This is a genomic window from Pseudorhodobacter sp. (assembly GCF_034675685.1).
In the GTDB taxonomy this organism is placed as follows: domain Bacteria; phylum Pseudomonadota; class Alphaproteobacteria; order Rhodobacterales; family Rhodobacteraceae; genus Pseudorhodobacter.
This window is the reverse complement of record NZ_JAUCDA010000016.1, coordinates 36830-58989: the sequence shown is the minus strand read 5'-3', so window position 1 is coordinate 58989 and position 22160 is coordinate 36830. Positions and strand designations below refer to the sequence as shown.

Here is a 22160-nt window from a genome sequence, read left to right as displayed (position 1 = left end):
CAAAATGTTGTATAATGATGAATTGAGCAAATGGGATCGCGAAAACTTTTTCCACCCGTCCACCCATCTTGCCAAACATGCCCGCGGCGAAATGCCGACCCGTGTTATCTCTGGCGCGAAGGGCGTGTATATCGAGGACCGTGACGGCAAAAAGCTGCTGGACGCGTTCGCGGGGCTGTATTGCGTGAATGTCGGCTATGGCCGCACCGAAATTGCCGAGGCGATTTCCAGGCAGGCGCATGAACTGGCCTATTACCACTCCTATGTCGGTCACGGCACCGAAGCCTCTATCACGCTGGCGAAGATGGTGATGGACCGCGCGCCCGCGAATATGTCCAAGGTCTATTTTGGGTTGGGCGGCTCTGACGCGAATGAAACCAATGTCAAACTGATCTGGTATTACAACAATATTCTGGGCCGCCCGAAAAAGAAAAAGATCATCTCGCGGTGGCGCGGGTTTCATGGTTCTGGCCTTATGACCGGCTCGATGACCGGGCTGGAACTGTTTCACAAGAAATTTGATCTGCCGCTTGAACAGGTGATTCACACCGAAGCGCCCTATTACTTCCGCCGCGATGATCTTGACATGTCGGAGGCTGACTTTACCGCTCATTGCGCGCAAAAGCTTGAGGAACTGATCGAGAAAGCGGGCGCAGAGAATATCGCAGGCTTTATTGGCGAGCCCCTCCTGGGTACGGGCGGCATTGTTCCCCCGCCCGAAGGCTATTGGGCCGCCATTCAGAAGGTTCTGAAAAAGCACGATATTTTGTTGATCGCCGATGAGGTTGTCACCGGGTTTGGCCGGACTGGCAGTATGATGGGGTCAACCCATTACGGGATGGAGCCCGACTTCATCTCCATCGCCAAGGGCCTGACCTCGGCCTATGCACCTTTGTCGGGGTCCATTATTTCCGATAGGGTCTGGAAGGTGCTGGAGGCGGGAACCGATGAGTTTGGCGCAATCGGCCACGGTTGGACCTATTCCGCGCACCCGATCGGTGCCGCCGCGGGTGTTGCCAACCTCAAGCTGATCGACGACTTGAACCTGATTGAAAACAACACAGTTACCGGCGAATATCTTCGCGCCGGGTTGCGCGAGCGGTTGGGTGATCATCCCAATGTCGGTGATATTCGTGGCGTCGGGATGCTGGCTGCGATTGAATTCGTAGAGAAAAAAGACGGGCGCACATTCTTTGACCCCTCCAGGGGGATCGGCGGTCAGGTGGCGACTTGCCTGGCCGGAAAAGGCGTTATCGGGCGGGCGATGCCGCAGGGCGATATTCTTGGCTTTGCACCGCCCTTCTGTCTAAGCAAGGCCGAGGCCGACATTGTGATCTCTAACACCGAGACCGCCGTTCGCGAAACCTTGGGCTGAACAACCGCATCGCGCGGGGTCGCACCCTGCGCGATGCCTATCGGGCAAAGGGGCTGCGTGTGGACATTGATCTTGATAGGCTGATTGCCCTGCGGCACTGGCTTCATGCCCATCCCGAACTGTCTCGCGATGAGACGGAAACCGCCCAGCACATGCGCCGATTTCTGGCCGAGCATGCCAAGCCCGACCGGATTATTCCCCTGGACGGCGCCGGCTTTGCCGCTGTTTATGACGGAGCCCTGCCCGGAAAAACCGTGCTGTTGCGCTGCGAGCTAGACGCGCTTCCAATCCATGAGCTGAACACCGATTTGCCCTATCGCTCGACCCGTGACGGAATCGGCCATAAATGCGGGCATGATGGGCATATGGCGATTCTGGCTGGCGTCGCGCAAAGCCTTGCGATCCGGCCGAAAAGCGGTCGTGTTGTTTTGTTGTTTCAACCCGATGAAGAAACCGGAACGGGTGCGCGGCAATGTTGTTTGCACGAGAACTTTACCCAAATAGCCCCGGATTTTGTCTTTGCGCTGCACAACTTGCCGGGGTTTCCAAAGGATCAGGTGATCTGCCGCCTTGGCACCTTTGCCTCGCATGTGAAATACGCGGCGATCAAACTGAGCGGTAAAGAGGCACATAGCGCCCAGCCCGAAACCGGGGCCAGCCCGGCTTTTGCCTTGGCAGAGGTGACGCTGAAGGCCCGCGATATTCAGGCGAAATACGATCAGCCCGACAGATATGCCCTTGTTGTTCCGGTCTATTGCCAAATGGGTGTGCAAGCCTCGGGGATCAGCCCGGCAAAGGGGGAAGCCCATTTCACTTTGCGCGCATCCGACAGCGCAACGGTGGAATTCATGTGGCGTGATTTGACCGATTTTGCACAAGCAAAGGCGGCGCAATATGGGTTGGCGCTGGAACTTCAAACCAACGAAGAGTTCGCGGCAACCATCAACGGGCAGATCCCGGTCGATATGATCCGACAGGCCGCCGCCACGCTTGGCCTTGGCTTTATCGACAAGGCGACGCCCTTTCGGTGGGGCGAAGATTTTGGCGAGCTTACCCAAAGGCATTGCGGCGCGATGTTTGGTCTGGGGGCCGGGGAAAACCGACCCGATCTGCACAACCCGGACTATGATTTCCCCGATGAAATCCTGCAAAGCGGGATCGCGATGTTTGTAGCGCTTGTCAAAAGCGCGCTTGCCTGAGCTTGGCCCGATCTTGAAATTGCCTTTCGGGGGGCCGCAGCCCCCCCCCCCCGAAAGGCGCTAAATTTCAACTTGCTCCGCAATCACCGCAACGCAATCGCCTGGTTTGACCAGCCCCGGAAAATGCCTTGCGGTGAAAAGCCCGCTGCGCCGTGCCGCCAGTGTGACCGGCGCAAGACCGGTGCGCGCAACTGGGAAGATGCGCGCAATTGGCTGACCCTTTTCAACCACATCCCCCAGATCGGCCAAAAACTGGATCATGCCGCCATCTTCGGCAAAGGTGAAGCAATCCTCATCCGGCATATCCAGCCATTGCGAGGGTTGCGGGGTAACCTCACCCGCCAGAACACCCGTGGCGATCAGAAAGTTGCGCGCACCACGGATTGCGATTTCAGCCGTGCGCGCGCTGGCGGTGCCGCCGCCGCCCAGCTCGGTTGTGACAAATATCTTGCCCATATCTTCGGCGGCGGTGTCATACATGCCAACCGCGTCAATCTCCAGCATCTTGACCGAATAGGGCGCGCCAAAGGCCCGAACCAATTCAAAAGACCGCGCCTCCTGCATCTTGTCCGGCAGGATATGGGCGGCACAAAATGGCAAGAAATCCAGCGTCTTGCCACCCGAATGGAAATCCAGAACGTAATCCGCCATCGGCAATAGAACGCGCTGGAAATAGTCGGCGATCTTTTGCGTCACCGTGCCATCTGGCCGCCCCGGAAAGGCGCGGTTCATATTGCCGCGATCAATCGGAGAGGTACGGGTCGCGGCCACAAAGGCAGGATAATTCATGGCGGGCACGATGATGATGCGCCCCGTGACATCTTGGGCACGGATGCGCGCGGCCAGATCGAACAGGGCGATCGGGCCTTCATATTCATCGCCGTGGTTTGCACCCGTCAACAAGGCGGTCGGCCCGTCACCATTCTTGACCACGGTGATCGGGATCATCACCGACCCCCAAGCCGCATCGTCGCGGCTGTAGGGCAAGCGTAAAAAGCCGTGATTCACCCCCTCGGCGCCAAAATCCACCGTTGCCGAAATCGGCGAGGCCACCAGTTGTTGATGCATCATCGCCTCAATCCTTCACAAACAATTTGCGCGGCACATTGGCAAGGCATTCAACTCCGGTTTCGGTGATCAGGATGCTTTCGGTGATTTCCAGCCCCATATCCTCAAGCCAGAGACCGGTCATGAAATGAAAGGTCATACCCGGCTGCAACACGCTGCGGTCGCCGGGGCGCAGGCTCATGGTGCGTTCGCCCCAATCGGGCGGATAGCTGACGCCGATGCCATAGCCGGTGCGGTTTTCTTTGAGGATGCCATATTTGGCCAGCACATCAAAAAAGCCCTTGGCGATATCTTCGCAGGTATTGCCGGGTTTGGCGGCAGCAAGGCCTGCCTCCATTCCCTCCAGCGTGGCCTTTTCTGCCTCTAGAAACGCCTGTGTCGGTTTGCCCAGAAACACAGTACGCGACAGCGGCACATGATAGCGGTTGTAGCAACCCGCAATTTCAAAAAACGTCCCCATACCCGATTGCATCGGCTTGTCGTCCCATGTCAGATGCGGTGCCGAGGCATCGCGGCCCGAAGGCAACAGCGGCACAATCGCAGGGTAATCCCCGCCGATTTCCGGCGTACCCCTGATGCCTGCATCATAAATCTCTGCGACCAGATCGCATTTGCGCATGCCCACTTCGATCTTGTCGACGATGCGCGCGTGCATCGCCTCGACGATGCGCGCGGCATTGCGCATATAGGTGATTTCCTGCGGCGATTTCACCGCGCGCTGCCAGTTCACAAGGCTGTTGCAATCGCTGAACCTGGCGTTTGGCAGGTGTTTGACCAAAGCGGCAAAAGCAGCCGCGGTGAACCAGTAATTGTCCATCTCGACGCCAATGCGGGACGTGCCCCAGCCCTTGTCTGCCAAGATACCGGACAGATAATCCATCGGGTGACGCTCGGTGGATTGCACATAGTGGTCAGGGTATCCGATGATGTTTTCATGCCGCAAATAGGCGGTCAGCTTGGCACCATTGGCATCTTGGCCACGCCCGAACCAGATCGGCTCGCCAACCGGCGGAATGACCACGCATTGATGGACATAGAACGACCAGCCATCATAGCCCGTCAGCCAGTTCATGTTGGACGGGTCGGTAACGATCAACAGATCATGCCCCTGCTTTTCCATCGCAAGACGGGTTTTGCGCAGCCGTTCATCAAACTCCGCACGGCTGAACCTTAGGTGAACATCAGTCATAGCATTGCCTCCTTGGGGTTCCTGGCCCCGATTAAACGGTAAAACTCTGTCCCGCCCCGGCATCTTTCGCGCGCGCGACGGCAAGGGCAGCAATGGCAGTATCTTGAATGCCGGTGCCTGTCAGATCGGCCAAGGTGATCTGGTTTGGTCCAGATCGCCCCGGCGCAAGCCCGGCAATAACCGCGCCGAGTTCGGGGAAAACCGCATCCGCCGCGATCACTCCGGTTGCAATGGCATGGTGCAATTCGCCCATGCTGCGGGTTTGCGCCAGACGGTCTGCCACATAACGCGCGCGGGCAATCAGCCGTGGGTCCACCTCGTTCTTATGCTCTGCGTCCGAACCCATCGCGGTGATGTGCTGGCCCGCCACGATACGCCCTGCGGGCAGGATCGGCGCCGTTGCCGGTGTGGTTGTCACGACAATATCAGTGCCATCAACCGCCTCGGCCACGCTGCCCGCAACGCTTACCGCAAACCCAAGATCAAGCCGCGCCGCCAGCATCGCCGCCTTGGCTGCATCACGCGCCCAGATCCGCGCGCCCGTGATAGGCCGCACCAGCGCCAGCGCACGCAGTTGCATTTCGGCCTGCATCCCTGCGCCCAGCACTGCCACCACCTGTGCATCCGCCCGCGCCAGATGCCGCGCCGCAACCGCCCCCGCCGCCGCCGTGCGCAGATCGGTCAGATAGCCGTTATCCAGCAGCAACGCCTGCACCAATCCGGTCTGCGCCGACAGCACCACCATCAGCCCGCTGGTCGAAGGCAAGCCCAGCGCCGGATTGCCAAAAAAGCCGGGGCTGATCTTGATGGCAAAGCTGTCCACACCCGGAATATAGGCGGTTTTCACATCGACTTCGCCGCGATGTTCGGGAATATCCAGCCGCAAGATCGGCGGCATTGCCACGGGCTTTGTCGCCAAGGCGCGAAAGGCATCCTCGATACAGTCAATTGCGCGCAGATCAAGCGGCACCAGTTGGCGCAGATCGGTCTCGGTCAGGATGGTGATCGGGTTGCGCATCAGCAGGCCTCCAGTTCGGGGTCGCGGCACAGAACGCGGGCGAAAAGATCGGGGGCGACATTGCACCCCGACAAGATTGCGACGATCGGGCCGTGCGGTTTTATCTTGCCCGCCAGCAGGGCCGCCACCCCCACGGCTGCGGCGCCTTCGACGGGGTCGCCGGTTGCCGCGTGGATATGGCGCATACCAGCGGCAATCTCGGCCTCGGACAGCAAGATCACCTCATCCAGCAAGGCGCGGCACAAATCAAAGCTGATGCGATTGTCCAAGCCGATGCCACCGCCAAGACTGTCAGCAAGCGTGGGCAATTCGGAAACCTGAACCGGATGCCCTGCGGCAAGGCTTGCCCCCATTGCAGCGCCACGGCGCATGCTGATGCCGATCACGCGCAGCTCTGGCCGCAATGCTTTGGCCGCCAGCGCCACCCCCGCCGCAAGGCCACCGCCCGACAGCGGCACAAGAAGTGTCGCAACACGCGGACAATCCGCCACGATCTCAAGCCCCAACGTGCCCTGCCCCGCAATCACCGCCGGGTGATCAAAGGGAGGCACCTCGCTCAGGCCTTCGGCCTGCACCGCGCGCACGACTTCTTGCATCGCCTCGTCCTGACTGGCCCCGATGATGCGCACCTCGGCCCCAAGATCGCGGATTGCGGCAATCTTGTTTTCCGGCACCAATCGCGACAGGCAAACCACCGCCCGCACGCCCGCCGCCCTTGCGGCATGGGCCAGCGCGCGGCCATGATTTCCGGTGGAAGCGGTGACAACGCCCCGCGCCAGAACCTCTGCTGGCAGGGACAATATTGCATTGGTCGCCCCGCGCAGTTTGAACGCGCCGGTGTCTTGCTTATACTCTTGTTTCAGCAAGACCGGCACGCCAAGCCGCCCAGACAAAACCGCGTCTTCCCGGATTGGCGTGTGGCGAACCAAACCTTTGATGCGGCTTTCAGCGGCCCGAATATCGGCAAGGGTGACGGCAAGCTGTTCCATCATCCCCCCAAAGGCAAAGTCATCAGATGCCCAGAAGCAGCAGCACCCTGATCATTCAATAGCCGCAGCACATTCCATGCAGCGGCATAATTTGACGAAAGCGCCGGCACGCCAGTAGCTGCCTCGATCACGTCGATAATCCCTGCCGCCCGTACAGCAGTGCAGGAAACAAACAACGCGTCAGAGGTTTTGGCCGCCGCATCACGGGCGAATGCCACGATTTCATCCGGTGCAATCCGGGCCATCGCACGGTCATCATCCATGCCCAGACAGGTGAAACGATCAACGCTGAAGCCTTCCGCCTCAAACAGCCGTGCCATCGGGGTCGAGGTTTCGACCGAATAGGGCGTCAGCACCGAAATCCGCCCTGCGCCGATCGCACGCAACCCGGCCAGCGTCGCGGAAATCGGGGTCACCACAGGCGTACCCGGCTTGCCACGCCAAATCGCGGCCTGCACCGCCGCCTCACCAATCACAACCGAAGCAGAGGTGCAGCCGTAAATCACCGCATCAAGGCTTTCGTCCGGCAAGATCAATGCGGCGCCTTGCGCCAAGTCAGGCTCCATCGCGGCCAGTGTGGCGGGGGTGACAGGGTTGGCATAGGGGATGCGGTTGACATAAACGCCAATGCCGCGCGGGGCCAGCATGCGGGCATAATCCACCTCGCTGGTGTGATCGGTCGAAAGCGCCACAAGGCCGATGCGATGCGCCACCGGGCGATCATCAAGTCGAGGTTTACGCGAGCTCTGTTGAATTTCAGTCATCGCGCGACCTGCCCGAAACGGTATTCCAGCCAACGCAGGATCACCACAGAAACCAGTGACATCGCAAGAAAGATCACCCCCACCATCGTTATCGGCTCAACATAGCGATAGCTGGAATTGGCCACCGATTTGGCCTGATTCATCAGTTCCAACACCGTGATCGCAGACAAGAGCGGCGTTTCCTTGAACATTGCGATCAGGTAATTCGCCAGCGCCGGGATCATTGGCGGCACCGCCTGCGGGATGATCACATGCGCCCAGGTCTGCCGCATCGTCAGGTTGGTGGCGCGTGCAGCCTCCCACTGACCGCGGGCGACGTTTTCAATACCGGCGCGATAGACCTCGGCTGTGTAGGTGGCGTAATGCAAGCCCATTCCAATAACTCCCGCCACCAGAGGCGACAGCACAATGCCGGCATCCGGCAGCACATAGAAAATGAAATAGAGCTGCACCAGCAATGGCGTGCCGCGAATGAATTCCACAAACCACGAAACCGGAAGCGATATCGCCTTCACCTTCGAGCGGCGCACAATGGCAAAGGCCAACCCAAGCACCGCCGCGACAATTGCCGCCAAAAGGGAAATGATCAGCGTCAGCTTCAACCCTGAAAGCAAGGTCGGCATGATCTGCGCAACAAAATTCCAATCCCAATCCATACCCTAGCGCACCCCATCAAGGCCGCGCGTCAGGCGGCGTTCAATCGCACGCACCCCGGCGGAGATCAGCAATGACAACACGAAATACAGCACCAGAATGGCAACAAAGGGCAGAAGCGTATCGCCGGTTTGCGCCCGCACCACCTGTGCCTGAAAGGTCATGTCCGACAGTGAAATCAGCGAAACAATGGCGGTCGCCTTAAGCAACTCGATGGCGTTATTGCCAAACGTCGGCATCATAAGCGGCAAGGCTTGCGGCAAGATCACATGGCGCATGCGCTGAAACCGGGTCAGGTTGACGGCGATGCAGGCCTCATATTGATCGCGCGGAACCGACAGGATGGCGCCTCGGACCACTTCTGCCCCATAGGCGCCAACATTCAGCCCCAGCGCCATCACCCCTGCCTGTAACGGTGAGAATGTGATGCCTGCGAAGGGCAAAACAAAATACAGCCAAAACAGTTGGACAAAAATAGAGGTGCCGCGGAAAAACTCTATGTAGATGGTCGCGAGCCAGCGCAGCGGCCAATAGGGCGAAACCCGGCCCAAACCTGCCGTAAAGGCCACCACCAAGGCAAGGGCAGACCCCATCACCGTCAGCTGGATCGTCACCAGCGCCCCCTGAAGGATCAGGGTCAAATATCCGATTGAATCGGCCATCGGGTTTCGCCCTTGTTGGGAAAGCAATATGGGCGGCACATGGTTTGCACCGCCCCGTTGGTCAGATCACTCGCCGCATTGCTGGGCGCGGCTTGTTGAGATCGCGGCGGCGGCCGAAAAGCCATAAGGCTCTACAATCGCTGCGAATTCGCCGGATGCTTTCAACTTGGCCAATTCCACATCAAACGCGTCGCGCAGGGCTGTATCATCCTTGTTGAACGCAGCCCCATCGCAATAAACCGGCGCACCAACAACCGGGGCGAACATTTCAAGATTGGGATCGGCGGCCTTGGCCATCAGGTCTGAAATCGACAAAACCGGCAGCGAATAGGCGTCGATACGACCGTCTTGCAGCATCTTCACACCTGATTGGCCATCCGGCACAACGATGACACGGTCACGCGGAACGCCCGCTTCCAGGGCCAGCTTTTCTTCGGTACCGCCCCCCGGCGCGCCGATTTTGGCTGTGCTGTCTGCGGCAATATCCGCGTAGGATTTGAACCCCTTTGGGTTGCCTTTGGGCAGCAAAAGCGCCTCGGCATCGCAAAGCACCGGTTCGGAATAGGCAACGGCGGCGCAACGCTCTGGCTTCATGAACAACCCGGCGGTGATAACGTCAAAGCGACGGGCCTGAAGCCCCGGAATCATCGCACCATATTCCGAAATGGATGCAACAACCTCCGGCACCCCCAATCGCTGGAAAATCTCTCGCGCCACGTCCGGCGCCGCACCCGAAACCGAACCGTCGGCGGCAACAGCGGTAAAGGGGGGCTCGTTAGCAATGGCGATGCGCGCAAATCCCTGCTCTTTTAGGCTGTCCAGTTTGTCGGCCAGTGCAGGCAACGGCATGGCCAGCAAAGCGATGGTCAAAAGGGTCTTGTTCATAGCTGTGGTTCCTCTCTATTGGTTAAGGTCAAACGCGGTGCCCTGCGGCAATGATCTTGCGCAGGAAGGCTTGGGTTCGTTCGTGCGTTGGATTGGTGAAAATCTGTGCGGGCGGGCCTTGCTCGACGATTTGTCCGCGATCAAAAAACAGCACCCGATCCGCGAATTCATGTGCAAAACCCATCTCATGGGTGACCAGCAGCATCGTCATATCGGTTTCCACCGCGAGCTGTTTCATCACTGAAAGCACTTCTTCGACCAGTTCAGGGTCCAACGCCGAGGTCACTTCGTCAAACAACATGATCCGAGGCTTGAGCGCCAATGCACGCGCGATGGCCACACGCTGTTTCTGGCCGCCTGAAAGCTGGGCGGGCATGGCGCCGGCCTTGTCTGCAAGCCCAACCATTTCCAACAGTTCCATGCCATGCGCTTCGGCCTTGGCCCGCGTTTCTCCCTTGGTCAGGATCGGTGCAAGAGAGATATTATCCAGCACCGACTTGTGCGGAAACAGGTTGAAATGCTGGAACACCATGCCGATGTAATTGCGCATGTGATGCAGATGCGCCTCGTCGGCTGGAACTTCGCGACCGTTCTTCTGCATATGGTAAAGCTGTTCACCGCAAACCTCGATATGGCCGCCTGAAATGGTTTCCAGCGTCATCAATATCCGCAAAATCGTGGTCTTGCCGGAACCGGATGGCCCGATGAGCGCCAGCTTTTCACCCGGCATGACATCGAAACTAAGGCCGTCCAACACCTTTAGCTTCCCGAAGGATTTATCAAGGCCATTTACGCGAATGATTGGCGAGGTCAAAATTCCGGCTCCCAAGTCTGGTTGGCCACAGCATTGTCATGACTATAAATCATGTCAATTCATAAATAGTATCATGACAATATTAATCCATCTGATCCCCTTTGCAGGCCTCAAATAGGCGTCATCAGCACCTCTGGCTCATCCGCCAGTATTGTTGCGACAATTTCCAATCCTCGGCGCAATTCCTCTTCACCTGCTGACCCAAGCGAGATTCGGACCGCTTCATACCGCCCTTTTTCGGTTGCCCGGAATGACCCACCCGAGGCAATCGCAACGCCTTGCTGGCGCGCCTTTGCAACAAAGCCGTCTTCGGCCCAGTTGTTCGTCAGTGGCAGCCAAAGATGCAGGCTGTGAGGGTGGCAGGGCGGCATGGCCTTGCCAAAAACCTGGCTGGCCACAGCATGCCGCTGGCCCAGGGCGGTGCGTTGCCACGCGGCAAGCTGCGCTACCGTTCCGTCGGTGATCCAATGGCTCAGCAGATCCACCATGGGCGGCGTAGCCATCCAGTTGGAAACCAGATGTCGGTTTGCCACAGTTGTCGCAAGACGCGCCGGCGCGGTCAGATAGGCCAGTCGCAGGCCCGGAAGTGTGATTTTGGTAAAACCACAGATGTGCAGCACCCGCTCAGGGGCAAGGGTCGCAAAAGCGGGCGGCCGATCTGCGATCATCACATTCAAAATATCATTCTCGATGATCATCAAGTCATAGCGCCGTGCGACTTCAACCAACTCATTGCGTCTATCCTGGCCCATTTGGGCCGCTAATGGATTGATAACATTAGGCTGAAGGTAAATTGACCTGATCGCTCCATGCCGGGCCACCGCATCCAATGCGTCGGGGCGCATCCCTTCGGCATCAATTGCCACCCCTTCCAGATGCAACCCGAGATAGCTACAAAGCGGCATGATAGAGTGATGCGTCAATGCCTCGACGGCGATGCCTGCGCCCATGGGCGCCACGCTCATCAATGCCGCCGTTATTGCAGGTGTCGCGCCGTTGGTAATGGAAATATTGACAGGGTTTGTCTCAATCCCCTGCCCGGCGAGCCAATTCACCGCCACCTGTCGGTGATATGGCATCACCATATTCGGCCGGAACGAAAGGGCTGAACTTGCGGCCATATTCTCGGCCAGCCACGCAAACCCTTCTCGTATTCGAAGCAGATGCATATCTTCGACCACCGGCTTGAGGATGGACAAATCGACCACCTGACCGGGACGCTCTGGCAAATAGGGCTGGCGCGCTTCGGCCCCCAATCCCAACACGAATGACCCTCGCCCGATTTCGCCGACAATCAGACCACGGCGTATCAACTCTTCATAGGCACGGCTGACGGTTTGCACCGAAAGACCAAGCCCGTCAGCCAGTTTGCGATGCGGCATCAGCCGCGCACCTGTCGGCAACACGCCCGATTCTATGGCACGCGCAAATTGTTCGGCCAACGAAAAGTAGGCGGGGCGGCGAAGCAAGGCAGGGTCGGGCATCCAATTTGTCATGATTACAAATCTGATCAATATCAGGTCAATCTGCAAACAAAATATTCAGCCAAGAACAAGGCGTTGCTGCACAACCCTGGGCCTGAGCGATTCACCTGTCGAATTCGTGAGCTTGGACGGGCCGAATGACAAGCCCCTCACCTGCCCGATACCGCCCGACAAACTGGCCCAGCCCCGGAATGATGCCCGCGATAAACAGGCCGCCAATCGAAGTGTCGGTGATCGCGCCATAGATGATCATGTTGATCGCCGGCGGTATCACCCCCCAATGTCGCGCCGCGGGCAATGGCGCCTGCAACCCGGCGCGCATTTTCACCGCCGCAATATCACCAGTTAAACGCCGCCAGCCCGCGCAACGCTACCGTACAAATTCGGCGCATCGAATTTGGGATTTGCTTTACTGTCCGTGGACTTGGCACACCCGGTTGGCCTGCAACGCCGCGCGATGTCATCTATGACTTGGCGTAGATCCTGACCGATCCCATTTCACCCGACACCGCCACGGCATTGTCGGATAGGTTCTGGCAAATAAACGACCTTATGACCGCGTCAGCTTTTGAACCGGTACGCCAGCCCAATTTGGGGCGACAGCAACAAGCGTTCCACGACCTGTAGCATCACGATATCAGGGCTAAGGCGCTTAATTTCATCGCGCAATTCTGTTTCGCTGAGGTTGGCCCATGGAATGCGATAAACAGTTTGAAAGCTCGCGTTCAACAGTGACGATGTCGCGGTGCAAAATGAATCACACAAGGCCAAAACCGACTGCGGGTTCGGGGCGTCAGGAACCCGCGTTACAATGAGGGCCGAAGAGTTAACCCAGATGTCGCCAAAATGCGTGGGTTCGCAAGAAGTTTGCTCGTCAGTTGCAGTGTTGATTTGTCCCTGACAAATGGATGATGCCCCAAAATCATAGTTACTATCCGCTTCATGTTCGGCATCAAAGCTGCTCGTGATCTTTAAAAGTCTCGCCAAATCGCCAGAGCCGACTTTGATGGCATGCTGGATATAGGTTGGGCGTTCAAGGACCCAACCTGTTTGTCGTTCAAGATGTGCCATCGTATTTTCATGGGCTATTGCCGCTCCGATATGGGTCCAGTGTGTGTCGGTTCGATAATAAAGTGGACCATCGGCCTTGTGGGTGCGTAAGATTGGTCGCAAGTCCAAGACTGACAGGCCTGTTTCGGCGGCGCTCGTCAAAAAGTCATCGGTCACGTTCGTTTTGGCAGGTACATAGCGGGTTGGCAGAAACTCCGGGTAAATCGAATGTTTGTTCGGAGCGATAATCATTGCAAACTCTGCGCCATTGCTTTTGGCAAAGTCGCGCAGGCGCGCAACCGACTGCGTCCATGCGTCAATTGTTTGACGAGGTTGGCGAAAGATGCCGATGGTCTTGTCGATAACACGGTCGCTGTCGTTGCCAAGAAAGAGAAAACCTTGCTTGCCAGCGACGACGACATTGGGCTTCACTGAAATCTCGCAACAGTCGATCAAATGATACGCCAGGCGCCCCTCCAGCCCATCAACCGACCACAGCGAACGGATGGGTTCTGCTGACAGCGCCGCAGCCAGACTATCGCCCGAGAGGATGCGGGGCAAAAGCTTGATCAACGGCAAACTTGAAAAGACGCTAAGCCCGACGAGAAGAAATAAGATAAAGCGCGCGCGGTGCATGGATCGTCCTGTCAGAAGTTGAAATAGAGAAAAACTTCGCTGCGTGAGGCAACCATAGCAATGCAGGCGAAACCAAAGAGCAGGCCCGCCGCAACGGTTTTCCACAGCGCATTGATATTGCGCGTGAGTTCAATAGAGTTTGGAAAGAAAAGAACAGCGACAAAGGCCAATAGCAACTCATTCCGCGCGGCATTCTTGCTTGCGATTATCCCTGTTCCCTCTGCCGCCCCGCCAAACATGGCGCTTAGCATTTGTGTTGCCTGTGCCAGATCGGCAGAGCGGAAGAAGACCCATCCCAAATGCACGATCAAAAAGGTCATCGCCCATTTCAAAACCCTGGGCAGAGGCACGCGCAGCTTGGACAGCCCTCGCTCTGCAATCAAAGCCGTGCCGTGGATCGCCCCCCAGACAATAAAGGTCCAACCCGCCCCATGCCAAAGACCGCCAAGCACAAAGGTCGTCATCAGATTGGTGGCCACGCGCGCCTCGCCTTGGCGGCTGCCACCAAGCGGAATATAAACATAGTCTCGCAAGAACCGTGAAAGCGACATATGCCAGCGCCGCCAAAAATCGCGCACAGAGGTTGCTTTGTACGGAGAGAAAAAATTGAACGGCAAGCGAACGCCAAACATGAGCGCCGCGCCAATCGCCATGTCACTGTAGCCGCTGAAATCGAAGTAAAGCTGGAATGTATAGGACAGCGTAGTGATCCAAGCCTGCGCCATGGTCAGCGCTTCTGCACTGGCATAGCCAAGATCAGCATAGGTTGCAAAATGATCCGCAATGACGATTTTTTTGAATAAACCGATCGAAAACACCATTGCGCCCTTAAGCAGGAACTTCCAACGCACAAAGCCAAAAAACCGGGCTTGGAATTGGGGCATCATCTCTTTGTGGTGAACAATTGGCCCGGCGATCAACTGCGGAAAAAAGGTCACAAAAACAAGATAATCCAGAAAATCGCTGCGCTTGATATACCCTTTGTAGCTGTCGACCAAATAAGTGATCTGCTGAAACGTGAAGAACGAAATTGCCAGCGGCAGAACAAGATTCAGCGTCGGCACCGAAAAGCCAGTCACGGCATTGAAGGTTTCAATCGAAAAATCGGTGTACTTGAAATAGCCAAGCAAGACGAGGTTAAGGGTAATCCCGGCCAGAAGCGCCATAAATGCGCGCCGTTTCCTCATGGTATTTTGCGCGATCAGTGATTGGACGATCCGCGCCAGCACATGGTTTACAGCGACAGAACCGACCAGGATCGGCAGATAGTCGATCCGCCAATAACCATAAAATAAAAGTGAACAGGCCGCCAACCACCAAAGCCGCGCCTTTGGCCCGGCGATTGTGGATATGGCAAAAAAGCCGATCAGGCTGATCGGCAAGAACACAAAGACAAACGGGATTGAGCTGAAAAGCAATCTTGGTATCCGACTTCAAGTCTTTTTAGTTTATTGTGCCCACCATGAAAGGACTACCCCTATTAAATCAGACCGTTTGTGCAACGCCATACCTGCATCCTTAAACTGGTGCTGGCACCCAGGCGAGATCTTCGTAACAATCAACGATAAGACCCACCGGCTTTGACGAGCAGGGTCGCTTGCGAATCCTCCTTGCCCAAGACTGTTCCCTTATGTTCGCTTTTTCAAGAACAACCATGATTTTGATGTAAATCTTCGCTTTAATTGCTGCGCCGCGGCTTCGCAAGCGGCCTTGCCCGCTCAAGGCTCGATGGAAAATCAATGGCCTAGCGCCGCCATTCAGCCGCAAGGCAAAGAAAGAACAATTTCGAAGAAATTTCTTGCAGTAACGCGCATTCCGTGTTTCGTTAGGGGTATCAAATATTCATTTGGCGGGGAGGCCGGATGACAGCCCAACCTCCATCTTATCCGGTAACGGACCTGTTCATCATCGGCGGTGGCATCAATGGCTGTGGCATTGCGCGCGATGCGGCGGGGCGTGGGTTAACCGTGGCCCTGGCCGAAATGAACGACCTCGCCTCGGCCACCTCCAGCGCCTCTACCAAACTGTTTCATGGCGGGTTGCGCTATCTGGAATATTGGGAGGTGCGTTTGGTGCGTGAGGCACTGATCGAACGTGAAACCCTGCTGCGCGCCATGCCCCATATCAGCTGGCCAATGCGTTTTGTGCTGCCATATCATAAGGATATGCGGTTTGAAGGCGACACGCCCACATCCAGGCTGTTGGGTGTTGTGATGCCCTGGATGAAGGGGCGCAGGCCCGCCTGGCTGATCCGGTTGGGCTTGTTCATGTATGACAACCTGGGCGGGCGCAAGATTTTGCCGGGAACGGTTACCCTGTCCTTGCCCGGCACGCCGGAAGGTGCCCCGATTGAGGATCGTTTTACCCGCGCCTATGAATATTCCGACTGCTGGATTGAGGATTCCCGGCTGGTCATCCTGAACGCGCGCGACGCCGAGGCGCGCGGGGCCAAGATCATGGTTCGCACGAAAGTCATTTCGGCCCTGCGCAAAAACGGCCTGTGGGAAATCACGTTGGACCGGGATGGCCAAACCGAAACGCGTCACGCGCGGGTATTGGTGAATGCGGCAGGCCCTTGGGTGGGCGATGTGATACAGCAAAAACTGTGGATCAATTCAACCGAAGGCGTGCGCCTGGTGCGCGGCAGCCATATCGTGACCAAACGGCTGTATGACCATGACAAATGCTATTTCTTTCAGGGAACCGATGGGCGCATCATTTTTGCAATCCCGTATGAGCAGGATTTTACCCTGATCGGCACGACCGATGCCGAACATGACAGCCCCGATCACGCGCCTGTCTGCACCGATGCGGAACGCGACTATCTGATTGATTTCGCGAACAGGTATTTCAAGCAAGACATCATGGCCGCGGATGTGGTCTGGACCTATTCGGGCGTGCGGCCCTTATATGATGACGGCGCCAGCAGCGCGACAGCCGCGACCCGGGATTATACTTTGAAAGTGGATGCCAATGGCGGCGCGCCCATTCTGAACATCTTTGGCGGTAAAATCACCACCTATCGCCGCCTTGCCGAAAGCGCGATGGACAAGATTGCAGATCACTTTCCTGGCCTGCCCGCAAAATGGACGGCGGGGGTGGCGCTGCCGGGCGGGGATTTTCCGCATGACGGGGTGCCGGATTTGATTGACAGGCTGCGACAGGATTATCCGTTCCTGACCGCCTTTTGGGCGCGGCGCCTGATACGGGCCTACGGCACCGAGGCGGCTGAGGTTTTAGGCGATGCCCGCGAAGCTGGTGATCTGGGCCGCGACTTTGGCGCAACCCTGACCGCACGCGAGGTGGCGTGGCTGATGACCCACGAATATGCCCGCCGCGCCGAAGATGTGGTCTGGCGGCGTAACAAATTGGGGCTGCGAATGGACGCAGCGCAAATCGCGGCACTGGATGCGTGGATGCAGGCCGATAAAACGGAATTGATGAAGGCGGGGGAATAAGATGTCGCTGCTGAATCGCAAACCGCTAGAGCTTTCGGGCGGTCAGCAACAGCGCTGTGCGCTGGCGCGGGCTTTGGTGAAAGATGCAGGGCTGGTGCTGCTGGATGAACCGCTGGCCAACCTTGACTATAAACTGCGCGAAGAATTGCGCAGCGAGATTCCCAAGATTTTTAAGGAAGCCGGGTCGATCGTTGTCTACGCCACCACCGAGCCAGAGGAAGCGCTGCTGCTGGGCGGCAATACTGCGACCCTGTGGGAAGGGCGGGTAACGCAATTCGGGCTGACGCCGCAGGTGTACCGCCACCCCGTAGACGCCACCACCGCACGGGTATTTTCTGACCCGCCGATGAATTTTCTGGATGTCGTCAAGGCCGGGAGCAAATCGAACTTTGGCGCCGATCAGTCGGTAGAGGCGCGCGGCGCCATGACCGACCTGGCCGATGGGCGCTATGTGGCGGGGGGGGGGGCCATGGAATTCGATGCGCAACTGACAGTGACCGAAATCACCGGGTCGGAAACCTTTGTGCATCTGGCCCACCACGGCGCGCGCTGGGTCGGGTTGGTGCATGGCGTGCATGACCTGACACCGGGGCAAAACCTGCGCGTCTATCTGGACCCGTCGCATGTGTACATCTTTTCGGAAAACGGCGCGCTGGTACCAGCCGCCTCCGATGCAAAGGCGGCATAAGATATGGCAAAGATCACACTTGATAACCTCGCGCATTCTTATTTGGCCAACCCAAAATCTGAAGATGATTATGCGTTGAAAGAGCTGAATCACGATTGGGTGGACGGCGAGGCTTACGCCCTTCTTGGCGCATCTGGCTGCGGCAAATCTACCTTGCTGAATATCATTTCCGGCCTGCTGCACCCCAGCCAAGGGCGTATTCTGTTTGATGGCAAAGATGTAACCCACGCCCCGACAGCCGAACGCAACATCGCGCAGGTGTTCCAGTTTCCTGTGGTCTATGACACCATGACCGTGCGCGACAACCTTGCCTTTCCGCTGCGCAATCGCGGTCGGGATGAGGCCTACATTGCCGAGCGCGTGCAGGAAATCGCCCGGATGATCGGCATGGAGGATATGCTGAAGCGCAAGGCGCGCGGCCTGACGGCAGATGTAAAGCAAAAGATCAGCCTTGGGCGCGGGATGGTGCGCAAGGATGTGAATGCGCTGCTGTTTGATGAGCCGCTGACCGTGATTGACCCGCATATGAAATGGGAATTACGCACCCAGTTAAAACGTCTGCACCATGAATTCGGCCATACGATGATCTATGTCGCCCATGACCAGACCGAGGCGCTGACCTTTGCCGATAAGGTGGTCGTGATGTATGACGGGCGCGTGGTGCAGATCGGCACGCCGCAGGAATTGTTTGAACGGCCTGCACATACCTTTGTCGGCTATTTCATCGGCTCGCCGGGGATGAATGTATTGCCCGCGTCTGTAGCGGGGCGTGTCGCGCAAGTTGCGGGGCATAGCGTTGATCTTGATGCCAGTTATACCGCCAAAGACAAGATTGAACTGGGCGTGCGGCCCGAATTTGTCACCCTGTCGACCACTGGCGGTATTCCCGCGCGCATCCGCCGGGTTGAGGATGTAGGCCGCCACAAGATTGTGCGGCTGGATGTAGAGGGCCAAGAAATCTCGGCCATCGTGGGCGAAAGTGCTGTGATCCCTGCCGATGCAAACGCCGTTCAATTTGCCCCGGAAGGCATTAATATTTACGCCGACGATTGGCGCGTGACCCCAAGCGAAAAGGATGCGGCATGAACAAGACCGTCAATCAAAAAGCGTGGTTTCTAGTGCTGCCAGTTCTTTTACTGGTCGCGTTTTCGGCTGTTATCCCCCTGATGACAGTGGTGAATTATTCCGTTCAAGATGCCCTTGGCCACAACAAGTTTTTCTGGGCCGGCCTCGAATGGTTTGACGAAATGCTACATTCCCAACGGATGTGGGATGCGCTGGGGCGGCAAATGCTGTTTTCCGGCATTATTCTGGCGATTTATCAGACTGCGTGCGCCAAGGGAGGATGCGATGAGCCATATTCTGGCGATTGATCAAGGAACCACGTCCAGCCGGGCAATTTTGTTTGACGCGGCGATGAAGATCAAAGCCATCGCACAAGAGGAATTCCCCCAGCATTTCCCCAACTCCGGCTGGGTTGAACATGACCCCTGTGATCTGTGGTCGACGACCGCAGGCACCTGCCGGGCGGTGATTGAAAAAGCAGGTCTGGGGCCAGATGACATCGCTGCAATCGGCATCACCAATCAGCGTGAAACCACTTTGGTCTGGGATCGCAAAACCGGTGAACCGCTGCACCGCGCGATTGTCTGGCAAGACCGCAGAACCGCCGAATACTGCCGTGAATTGCGCGAGGCAGGGCATGATAAACTGATCACCACCCGCACCGGGCTTCTGGCCGACCCATATTTTTCCGGCACCAAGCTGAAATGGATATTGGACCATGTGGATGGCGCGCGGGCCAGGGCGCGCAACGGAGAATTGGCATTTGGCACTGTGGACAGCTTTTTGATCTGGAAGCTGACAGGCGGCGCCGCGCATGTGACCGATGCCACCAATGCCGCCCGCACCATGCTGTATGATATTCACAAGGGACGGTGGAGCAAGCCCATCTGTGATCTCTTTGATATCCCGATGGAAATGCTGCCAGAGGTCAAGGATTGCGCCGCTGATTTCGGCATGACGCGGGCCGATCTTTTCGGCCGTCCGATCCCGATTCTGGGTGTCGCCGGTGATCAGCAGGCGGCGACCGTTGGGCAAGCCTGTTTTACACCGGGAATGATGAAATCGACCTATGGAACCGGCTGCTTTGCGCTGCTGAACACCGGCGATACGCCCGTGGTGTCAAAGAACCGCCTGCTGACCACGATTGCCTATCAACTGGACGGCAAGCCGACCTATGCGCTGGAGGGGTCTATTTTTATGGCGGGGGCCGTTGTGCAATGGCTGCGCGACGGGCTGAAAATGATCCGCGATGCCAAGGAAACGCAGCCACTGGCCGAACGCGCCGACCCTGCGCAAAACGTGGTTTTGGTGCCGGCCTTCGTTGGTCTTGGCGCGCCCTATTGGAATGCGGAATGTCGCGGCGCGATGTTTGGCCTGACCCGTGGTTCCGGCCCGGAAGAGATTGCGCGCGCGGCATTAGAGGCCGTGGGCTATCAGACCCGCGACTTGCTGGAGGCGATGCAGGCCGATTGGGCGACGACCGGCACGGAACCGACGCTGCGGGTTGATGGCGGGATGACGGCCTCGGATTGGACGATGCAATTTTTGGCCGATATCATCGGCGCCAAGGTGGACCGCCCCGTGATGCAGGAAACAACTGCACTTGGGGCTGCATGGCTGGCCGGTCACCGCGCAGGGATTTATCCGGGTCAGGCCCAATTTGCCGCGAACTGGATGCTGGAGCGAACATTTGAGCCTACGATGGATGTCGCCCTGCGAACCGAGAAATATGCTGCGTGGAAACGTGCCGTGGCCGCGACCATGGCGTTTTAGCCCGGTCAGCCCTTGTGCAACATGTGCAACAGCCCCAAGCGCAAGAAGGATTTCAGCGCCCGCCGTCACTTCCTGCGCAGCACCGCACCACCCGCTCCATGAAACTGAAGCACATTCTTTGCCAGCCCGTCGGCGATTGCGTCGCCTTCGCCTGTCAGCCAACGGATCGAGCCCGACCGTGACAATCTCTGACATGGCCGCTCTTCTTTGTGGATACCAAGTGCCCCGCCTTGGCGCACAGATGCCACCGGGGGCGGTTGCATCATCAAAGCCGAAAAAACCATGTTTTCCCGGCATCACATCGTTGATCTTCAGGCGCATAAAGCCCCAATCGAACGAGCAGAATGAAAACCCGGAAAGACGTGGCGCCAGAAGCAAACGCGCTGCGATCTTGCCGCTATCCTGTATCAATCACGCAAGCGTCGTGCGACGGCTGAGTGGCGAGTTTCCGAACTGGCTGCGGAACACCTTTGAAAAATGCGATGTTGAATTGAACCCACAGGCCATAGCGATCTGTGCGATGGGCAATTCGGTTTGCGCAATCAGATTTTTTGCGCGATGCAGGCGCCTTTCGACGATATAGCGCTTGGGTGATGTATTCAGATACTTTCCGAATAGCCGCTCTAGCTGGCGGGTAGAGATGCCCAAACAGGCGGCAATTGCAAAGGGTGCAATCGGCGTTTCGATGTTTTCCTCTATCATTTCAATGGCACGCGTCATGTGCGCGCTGCGCATGCCATACCGCGACTGCAATGAGACGCGCTGCGCGGCAGTGCCTTCGCGGACGGCATTATAGACCATCTGGTCAGCGACTGCGACGGCAAGATCCGTGCCATGCTCGACCGCGATCAGGTGCAGCATCAGGTCGGCGGCCGCCGTGCCCCCTGAGGCGGTGACAATTTTCTGGTTGGCAACGAAAACATTCCGAACAAGGGCAACTTCGGGAAAGCTTTCGGCAAACAGATCGTGGAACTCCCAATGAATGGAGGCTTCCACCCCATCAAGAAAACCGGCTTTGGCCAGCACATAGGCCCCCGAGCAGATCGCGCCCAGCCGAACCCCGCGGGCACGTTCGCGGCGCAAGTAGGACAATATGTCAGGCGTTGCATGGTTCTGAACATTGATGCCCGAAATCAGAAACAATCGGTCGTGGCGGTCAACCGGATCAAGCCCGCGATCAACCAAGGTGACCGCGCGGTTTGAGCAGGCCGCCGAGATGCCATCGGGCGAGGCCAGTGACCAGCGATACAGCGGTTTGCCCGAGACCAGATTCGCGATGCGCAGCGGTTCCAATGCGCATGAGAATGCGAGATGCGAGAAATTCTCGATCAACAGAAAGACGAAATGTGCGGTCTGGGTCATGGCTTTCGATCTGGGAAAAAGAATGGG

Annotated in this window: 18 protein-coding genes and 3 pseudogenes; 7 read left to right on the top strand and 14 right to left on the bottom strand. The window is 57.5% G+C overall.

Annotated elements, in window-relative coordinates:
* The first annotated feature begins 4 nt into the window (after positions 1-4).
* A complete protein-coding gene (locus tag VDP61_RS11760) occupies positions 5-1375 on the top strand; it encodes an aspartate aminotransferase family protein (protein WP_323007077.1) in 1371 nt (456 codons plus the stop codon).
* A 59-nt stretch (positions 1376-1434) separates the two neighbouring features.
* The gene (locus VDP61_RS11755; RefSeq protein ID WP_323007076.1) at positions 1435-2574 is read left to right on the top strand and encodes an amidohydrolase; all 1140 of its coding nucleotides are present in this window, start codon (positions 1435-1437) and stop codon (positions 2572-2574) included.
* 60 nt (positions 2575-2634) lie between these two features.
* Here the strand turns inward: VDP61_RS11755 and doeB are convergent, their stop codons facing one another.
* The 13 genes and pseudogenes from doeB to VDP61_RS11690 all read right to left on the bottom strand — a co-directional run bounded on the left by doeB (position 2635) and on the right by VDP61_RS11690 (position 15205).
* Positions 2635-3630 (bottom strand): N(2)-acetyl-L-2,4-diaminobutanoate deacetylase DoeB, encoded by a 996-nt coding sequence (gene doeB, locus VDP61_RS11750; RefSeq protein WP_415233426.1) that lies wholly within the window; start codon positions 3628-3630, stop codon positions 2635-2637.
* A gap of 19 nt (positions 3631-3649) precedes the next feature.
* Positions 3650-4831 carry an ectoine hydrolase DoeA gene (doeA, locus tag VDP61_RS11745; RefSeq protein ID WP_323007074.1) on the bottom strand — a complete coding sequence of 394 codons (1182 nt, stop codon included), beginning with the start codon at positions 4829-4831 and terminating at the stop codon, positions 3650-3652.
* A gap of 31 nt (positions 4832-4862) precedes the next feature.
* On the bottom strand, positions 4863-5849 hold the full coding sequence (gene eutC / locus VDP61_RS11740; protein WP_323007073.1) for an ectoine utilization protein EutC: 987 nt from the start codon (positions 5847-5849) through the stop codon (positions 4863-4865).
* Positions 5849-6841: a hydroxyectoine utilization dehydratase EutB gene (eutB, locus tag VDP61_RS11735; protein ID WP_323007072.1), complete on the bottom strand. Its 993-nt coding sequence runs from the start codon at positions 6839-6841 to the stop codon at positions 5849-5851. Before eutB ends, eutC begins: the two co-directional genes overlap by 1 nt.
* Positions 6838-7602, bottom strand: coding sequence for an ectoine utilization protein EutA (gene eutA / locus VDP61_RS11730; RefSeq protein ID WP_323007071.1), 765 nt, complete (start codon positions 7600-7602; stop codon positions 6838-6840). The genes eutB and eutA overlap by 4 nt, the downstream gene beginning before the upstream one ends.
* Positions 7599-8258, bottom strand: a complete 660-nt coding sequence (gene ehuD / locus VDP61_RS11725; protein WP_323007070.1) for an ectoine/hydroxyectoine ABC transporter permease subunit EhuD — start codon at positions 8256-8258, stop codon at positions 7599-7601. Before ehuD ends, eutA begins: the two co-directional genes overlap by 4 nt.
* A 3-nt stretch (positions 8259-8261) precedes the next feature.
* Positions 8262-8918, bottom strand: a complete 657-nt coding sequence (gene ehuC / locus VDP61_RS11720) for an ectoine/hydroxyectoine ABC transporter permease subunit EhuC (RefSeq protein ID WP_323007069.1) — start codon at positions 8916-8918, stop codon at positions 8262-8264.
* Between the two features lie 66 nt (positions 8919-8984).
* The gene (gene ehuB, locus VDP61_RS11715; protein ID WP_323007068.1) at positions 8985-9803 is read right to left on the bottom strand and encodes an ectoine/hydroxyectoine ABC transporter substrate-binding protein EhuB; all 819 of its coding nucleotides are present in this window, start codon (positions 9801-9803) and stop codon (positions 8985-8987) included.
* Between the two features lie 28 nt (positions 9804-9831).
* Positions 9832-10617 carry an ectoine/hydroxyectoine ABC transporter ATP-binding protein EhuA gene (gene ehuA, locus VDP61_RS11710; protein ID WP_323007067.1) on the bottom strand — a complete coding sequence of 262 codons (786 nt, stop codon included), beginning with the start codon at positions 10615-10617 and terminating at the stop codon, positions 9832-9834.
* Between the two features lie 110 nt (positions 10618-10727).
* Positions 10728-12113: a PLP-dependent aminotransferase family protein gene (locus VDP61_RS11705; RefSeq protein WP_323007066.1), complete on the bottom strand. Its 1386-nt coding sequence runs from the start codon at positions 12111-12113 to the stop codon at positions 10728-10730.
* A 169-nt stretch (positions 12114-12282) separates the two neighbouring features.
* Positions 12283-12418 (bottom strand): annotated as a pseudogene (locus VDP61_RS17880) (TRAP transporter large permease subunit); the annotation flags it as partial.
* A 244-nt stretch (positions 12419-12662) separates the two neighbouring features.
* A complete protein-coding gene (locus tag VDP61_RS11695) occupies positions 12663-13787 on the bottom strand; it encodes an alginate O-acetyltransferase AlgX-related protein (protein WP_323007064.1) in 1125 nt (374 codons plus the stop codon).
* An 11-nt stretch (positions 13788-13798) separates the two neighbouring features.
* Positions 13799-15205 (bottom strand): MBOAT family protein, encoded by a 1407-nt coding sequence (locus VDP61_RS11690; RefSeq protein ID WP_323007063.1) that lies wholly within the window; start codon positions 15203-15205, stop codon positions 13799-13801.
* A 444-nt stretch (positions 15206-15649) separates the two neighbouring features.
* Here VDP61_RS11690 and glpD point away from each other — a divergent pair, with 444 nt between their 5' ends.
* From glpD to glpK, 5 genes and pseudogenes are all read left to right on the top strand, one after another.
* Entirely contained in the window at positions 15650-17245 is a 1596-nt protein-coding gene (gene glpD, locus VDP61_RS11685) for a glycerol-3-phosphate dehydrogenase (protein WP_323007062.1), read from the top strand.
* A gap of 7 nt (positions 17246-17252) precedes the next feature.
* Positions 17253-17933: pseudogene (locus VDP61_RS11680) on the top strand (ABC transporter ATP-binding protein); the annotation flags it as partial.
* A gap of 3 nt (positions 17934-17936) precedes the next feature.
* The gene (locus VDP61_RS11675; RefSeq protein WP_323007060.1) at positions 17937-19019 is read left to right on the top strand and encodes an ABC transporter ATP-binding protein; all 1083 of its coding nucleotides are present in this window, start codon (positions 17937-17939) and stop codon (positions 19017-19019) included.
* Positions 19016-19252, top strand: a pseudogene (locus VDP61_RS11670) (sugar ABC transporter permease); the annotation flags it as partial. The gene VDP61_RS11675 and the pseudogene VDP61_RS11670, both read left to right, overlap by 4 nt.
* Positions 19253-19283: 31 nt before the next feature.
* A complete protein-coding gene (gene glpK, locus VDP61_RS11665) occupies positions 19284-20771 on the top strand; it encodes a glycerol kinase GlpK (protein WP_323007059.1) in 1488 nt (495 codons plus the stop codon).
* A gap of 411 nt (positions 20772-21182) precedes the next feature.
* Here glpK and VDP61_RS11660 read toward each other — a convergent pair whose 3' ends face one another.
* Complete coding sequence (locus tag VDP61_RS11660; protein WP_323007058.1) at positions 21183-22133, bottom strand: GlxA family transcriptional regulator; 951 nt, start codon at positions 22131-22133, stop codon at positions 21183-21185.
* Positions 22134-22160 lie beyond the last annotated feature (27 nt).